This is a genomic window from Nocardioides sp. CPCC 206348 (genome assembly GCF_048654705.1).
Taxonomy (GTDB): domain Bacteria; phylum Actinomycetota; class Actinomycetes; order Propionibacteriales; family Nocardioidaceae; genus Nocardioides.
Map to the genome: position 1 here is coordinate 8064 of NZ_JBMCZA010000231.1, position 4705 is coordinate 12768.

Consider the following 4705-nt stretch of genomic DNA (forward strand, 5'->3'; position numbering starts at 1 on the left):
GCGGCCCTCCGGTGAGAGCACGCGGACCCGGCCGAGGCCGAGGTCCTTGGCGACCTCACGGATCTGGGCCTTCTCGTCGGTGTCGAGCGGGTCGTCGCCGAAGGAGTACGTCGGCACGAGGCGCGGGTCCTCGTCGGAGACGGGCAGCAGGTCGCCGGGCGAGAGGTCACCGGGCTGGAGGCGGTCGCGGTAGGGCACCCAGGCGGGAGCGATGATCGCTTCGGCGCCAGGCAACAGCACGACCTCGACGACGGTGACCTTGCGCTGGCGGGACGCCCGGGTGAGGGTCACCGCCCACTGCCAGCCGTGGTAGCCCTTGCGGTTGCACGCGAAGAGGTGGGTGACGACCCGCAGGCCGTCGACCTGGTGGCCGAGGTGGTCACCGACGTCCGCGGCGTCGACCTCGTCGAGCAGCGCGGTGCGCGCTTCATCAACGGCGTCGGCCGTGACGGCGTCGGTCAACTTGCGCTCGAGTGTGGACACGGGGCACAGCATCCCTCATTCGGGCGATGCTCGTCACGTCGGGGGACGTGCCGGGAAGTCGGGGGGCGTGGCTTCGACACCAGCAGGCAAGATGGACGTCGTGAGCTATCCGCCTCCACCACCTCCTCCCCCGCCGCCTCCGAGCGACGGTCCGAGCGACGGTTCGGGTGGGGTGTCGGACGCCGAACTGACCGAAACGGGGTCGATGCGTGCCGTCGGGGCGGGGCTCGGGACCGGCGCCAAGGCCACGGCCCGCGGCCTCAAGGCCACCGCCGCCGTGACCGGGCGCGCCAGCCGTGCGACGTTCCGGCAGGCCCGCAAGGCCGCCGGCGCCCAGGGAGCCGAGCGGTCCGGGCTCAAGCGACTGATCGAGCTGCACGCGTTCAACGCCGCCGGCGACTCCGCCTTCGCCATCGCGCTGGCCGGAACGGTCTTCTTCGCTGGCGCCACCAGCGGCGAACGCGGGCCGGTCTTGTTGTTCCTCGGCCTGACGATGGTGCCGTTCGCCATCGTCGCCCCGCTGATCGGACCGTTCCTCGACCGGTTCAGCCACGGCCGGCGCTGGGCGATCGGCTCGACCTTCGCCCTGCGCGCGTTCCTGTGCTGGGTGCTGGCCGGGACCCTCGCCGACGGCTCACCCTGGTTCTACGTCGCCGCGCTCGGCGTCCTCGTCTCGTCGAAGGCGTACGGCGTCGCGAAGGCCTCGGCCGTGCCCCGCCTGCTCCCCCACGAGATCACCCTGGTGAAGGCGAACGGCCGGGTTGCCCTCGCCGGCGTCGTGGGGGCGTGCGTGTCCGCCCCGCTCGCGGGTGCGGCCTACTGGATCGGCCCCGAGTGGGCCTGCCGCTATGCCTTCGTCGTGTTCGCCGTCGGCACCATCGCCGCGATCCTGCTGCCGGGACAGGTCGACTCGTCGACGGGCGAGGAGTCGGTCGAGGCCCCGCGCGACGCGGTCACCGGCGCACGTCGTACGACCGGACTGCCGCCGAAGGTGGCCTTCGCGCTCCGCGCCAACTGCGGTCCCCGGCTGCTCTCGGGGTTCCTCACCATGTTCATGACCTTCGTGCTGGCCACCGAGCCCCTCGAGGGGTGGGAGACCACGACGAAGTCGACCGTGCTGCTCGGTCTGGTGATCGGCGGCGCAGGGCTGGGCAACACGATCGGCATCTTCGTCGCGTCGCTCGCGCGCAAGATCAACCCGGTCGTGATGGTGGTCGTCGCGCTGCTCGCCGACATCGTGGCGCTGCTGTTCGCGACCATCGTCTACAGCGCACTGCCGCTGGTCATCCTCGGCCTGACGGTCGGGCTGATGCAGTACCTCGCCAAGGTGTCCCTCGACTCGACCATCCAGACCGGCGTCCCGGCACGCGCCCATGCCAGCGCGTTCGCCAAGGGCGACACCACCCTGCAACTGGCGTGGGTGGTCGGCGGATTCCTCGGCGTGATCCTGTCCTACCCCGCGGTCAACGACTTCGGGCTGGCGTTCGCCGCGGTGCTGGTGACCGCCTGGGCGGTCTTCGTGTTGCGCAGCGCGCCCCACAAGCGGGGCAGCAAGCAGAGCCCGCCCGTCCCCGCCTGAGTGGCTACGGCGTCACAGCTCCAGCTCGTCGGCCAGGGCGCGGAGCACCTTGGCGACGGGCTGCGCCGTACGACGATCGGGATGGCGGCCGTGGCGGTAGGCCTCGCCGACGCCGTCGAGCAGGCGGATCAGGTCCTCGACGATCAGGACCATGTCCTCCGGCGACTTGCGGCGGGCCTGCTGCTGGTTGCGGGAGACCGATGCGGGTGCGTCGATGAGGCGGACCTGGAGCGCCTGGTCGCCGCGGCGGCCCTGGGCGATCCCGAACTCGACCTTGGTGCCCGCCTTGAGGGTGGTGACGCCCTCGGGCAGCGCGTCGGACCGGACGTAGACGTCCGCCCCGCCGTCCTGGGAGAGGAAGCCGAAGCCCTTCTCCGTGTCGTACCACTTCACCTTGCCACTCGGCACGGTCTCGACCTTCCTCACTGATCACGCAGTTGCCGCGCGCCTGACGGCTCGCGAGCCCACATGTTAGTGGGCGTGGGTGATCGGGGCGGACGTCGTACCCTCGCGGACGTGGGAAGCGAACTGTCACCGCCGCAACTTCCGCCCCCTCCGCTGCCGTTGCGGACCGACCGCCTCGTGCTGCGCACCGTGGTCGCCAGCGACCGCGCAGCGATCGGGGACTACTGCGCGCAGCCCGAGGTGACCCGCTACCTGCCGTTCCCCGCGCTCGACGACGAGGGCCTGACCAACCGGATGGGTCGCCTCGTCGGGGCGACCGCACCCTCGACCGTCGGGGAGTTCCTCGCCCTGGCCGTGGAGTTCGAGGGCGTGCTCGTCGGCGACCTGATGCTGCGCTTCACCGCGAGCCACGGCCCCGCCGACGCCCCGTCGATCGGTGAGCTCGGCTGGGTCTTCGCACCGGAGCACGCCGGCCGCGGGTTCGCCACCGAGTCCGCGCGTGCCCTCATCGACCTCGCGTTCGGGCACTACCCGCTGCACCGCGTGATGGCTCAGCTCGACCCGCGCAACACCGCGTCCGCGGCGCTGTGCGAGCGGTTGGGAATGCGCCACGAGGCGCACACCCGCGAGGACTTCGCCGATCGCGACGGCACCTGGGGCGACACGGCCGTCTACGGCCTGCTGCGGCGGGAGTGGGCGGCGCTGTAGCCGTCAGCCAGCAGCTCGTTCGACGCGCATCATCCGGTCGCCGAACCGGACGACGTCGCCCGCGAGCAGCGTGCTCGGGCGCCCGGGCGTGAGCGACTTCGACATGCCGCCACGCACGACGAACGACCCGTTGGTCGAGCCACGGTCCATCACGACCAGCGCGCCGTCGGGTGCGACCTGGAACTGGGCGTGGGTCTTGGACAGCGACATGTCCGAGGACCGCAGGGGTACGACGTGCCGGACCGGCTCGCCCGGACGCGGCTCGGGGCGCCGGCCGACGAGGGCGAGGCCCTCGACGACGAACGCCTCCCCCGAATCGAACGACACCCGCCAGCGGGTCGTCGGGGGCGCGGCGGCAACGGGTGCCGCGGGCGTGGGTGCTGCGGGCGCTGCGGCCGGAGGTGCCGCTGCCGGGGCCTGACGGGCGGCCGGGGCCGGGACGGGTGCGGGAGCCGGGACGGGTGCGGGAGCGGGTGCCGGCCGTACGACGGGCGCCGGCGCAGGAGCAGGGGCAGCGACCGGGACGGGCACCGGCATGGGCGTGGGTACCGGGATCGACTCAGGCGCCGGGACGGGCACCAGGCGCATCGCGGTGAGGTTCACGATCTGCTGCGGGCGGTCGTCGACCTCGTCGGTCACGACCGGCATCGGTCGGACGTCGACCACGACGGCGTCGCCGATCTGGTCGTGCAGGGCACGCCGCTGCCTCGTGGGGTCGGCCGCGGCCGTCCAGGCCAGCGTGGCCAGGCCGAGGCCGACAGTGGGGATCCCCGCCACACCCAACGCCAGCGAGCGCCCGATCGCGGGCATCACGCCGATCGGGCGACCAGTGGTGCGTCGTACGACGCGAAGGCCGACCACAGCCTTGCCCGGGGTGAGCCCGGTCGACCCCACGACCACGGCCGTGACGAGGCCGATCAGGATCACCGCACCGAGGAATGAGGCGAGGGCGATCCAGACCTCGTCACGCGCAGCGAAGCGCCAGACCGCGACGCCGATTCCGGCCGCGATCCCCCAGCCGATCGTGCGGTCCAGCACGAACGCCGAGAAGCGTCGATCGAGCTCGGCCGGTGGAAACATCACCGGCTCCGCCGTGGGCGGGACGAGGGACATGAATGTGCTCCGAGTAGCGGTGGCCCGTCAGGGCCGGGTGACCTGGATGGTGACTCCATCGCCCAGGTTGATGATGGCGCCAGGAATCAGCTGGACAGCGATACCGGGCTTGAGGTCCTCCGGCCCCAGCCCCGGCTGCACCAGGACGGTGCCATTGGTCGAACCCATGTCGGTCACGACAGCGGTGCCGTGGTCGGCGCCGGTGCCCGGGCGGACCTCCACATGGGTCGAGGAGATCTCGTGGAGACGGCTCGGCACGGTGACCAGCGTGGGCTGCTCGGTCGAGGTGAACCGGCGTGCCTCCGGCGCGCGACCGATGAGGACGGCGCGGTCGACGACGATGGTCTGCCCGTCGGAGATGAGGAGGGTCGCCACCGGCGCGGTGATCGCCGGAGCCTGCGGCTGGCCGGGGATGCC

General features: G+C 72.3%; 6 protein-coding genes. 2 read left to right on the forward strand and 4 right to left on the reverse strand.

The genetic code is table 11. The annotated features are described in order from the left end of the window. Window positions 1–483, reverse strand: a 483-nt coding sequence (locus ACOADB_RS26515; protein WP_378606075.1) for a DUF3027 domain-containing protein, incomplete at its 3' end; no start/stop codon positions are given. A 205-nt stretch (window positions 484–688) separates the two neighbouring features. Here ACOADB_RS26515 and ACOADB_RS26520 point away from each other — a divergent pair. Continuing rightward, window positions 689–2062: an MFS transporter gene (locus tag ACOADB_RS26520; protein ID WP_378606077.1), complete on the forward strand. Its 1374-nt coding sequence runs from the start codon at window positions 689–691 to the stop codon at window positions 2060–2062. Between the two features lie 12 nt (window positions 2063–2074). Here ACOADB_RS26520 and ACOADB_RS26525 read toward each other — a convergent pair whose 3' ends face one another. Further along, window positions 2075–2470 carry a cold-shock protein gene (locus ACOADB_RS26525; protein WP_378606079.1) on the reverse strand — a complete coding sequence of 132 codons (396 nt, stop codon included), beginning with the start codon at window positions 2468–2470 and terminating at the stop codon, window positions 2075–2077. Window positions 2471–2578: 108 nt separating this feature from the next. Here ACOADB_RS26525 and ACOADB_RS26530 point away from each other — a divergent pair, with 108 nt between their 5' ends. Continuing rightward, complete coding sequence (locus ACOADB_RS26530; protein ID WP_378606082.1) at window positions 2579–3175, forward strand: GNAT family N-acetyltransferase; 597 nt, start codon at window positions 2579–2581, stop codon at window positions 3173–3175. Between the two features lie 3 nt (window positions 3176–3178). Here the strand turns inward: ACOADB_RS26530 and ACOADB_RS26535 are convergent, their stop codons facing one another. Both ACOADB_RS26535 and ACOADB_RS26540 read right to left on the reverse strand, forming a co-directional pair. Beyond that, window positions 3179–4288, reverse strand: coding sequence for an RDD family protein (locus ACOADB_RS26535; RefSeq protein WP_378606085.1), 1110 nt, complete (start codon window positions 4286–4288; stop codon window positions 3179–3181). Between the two features lie 27 nt (window positions 4289–4315). Further along, on the reverse strand, window positions 4316–4705 hold a 390-nt coding region (locus ACOADB_RS26540; protein WP_378606088.1), incomplete at its 5' end, for an FHA domain-containing protein.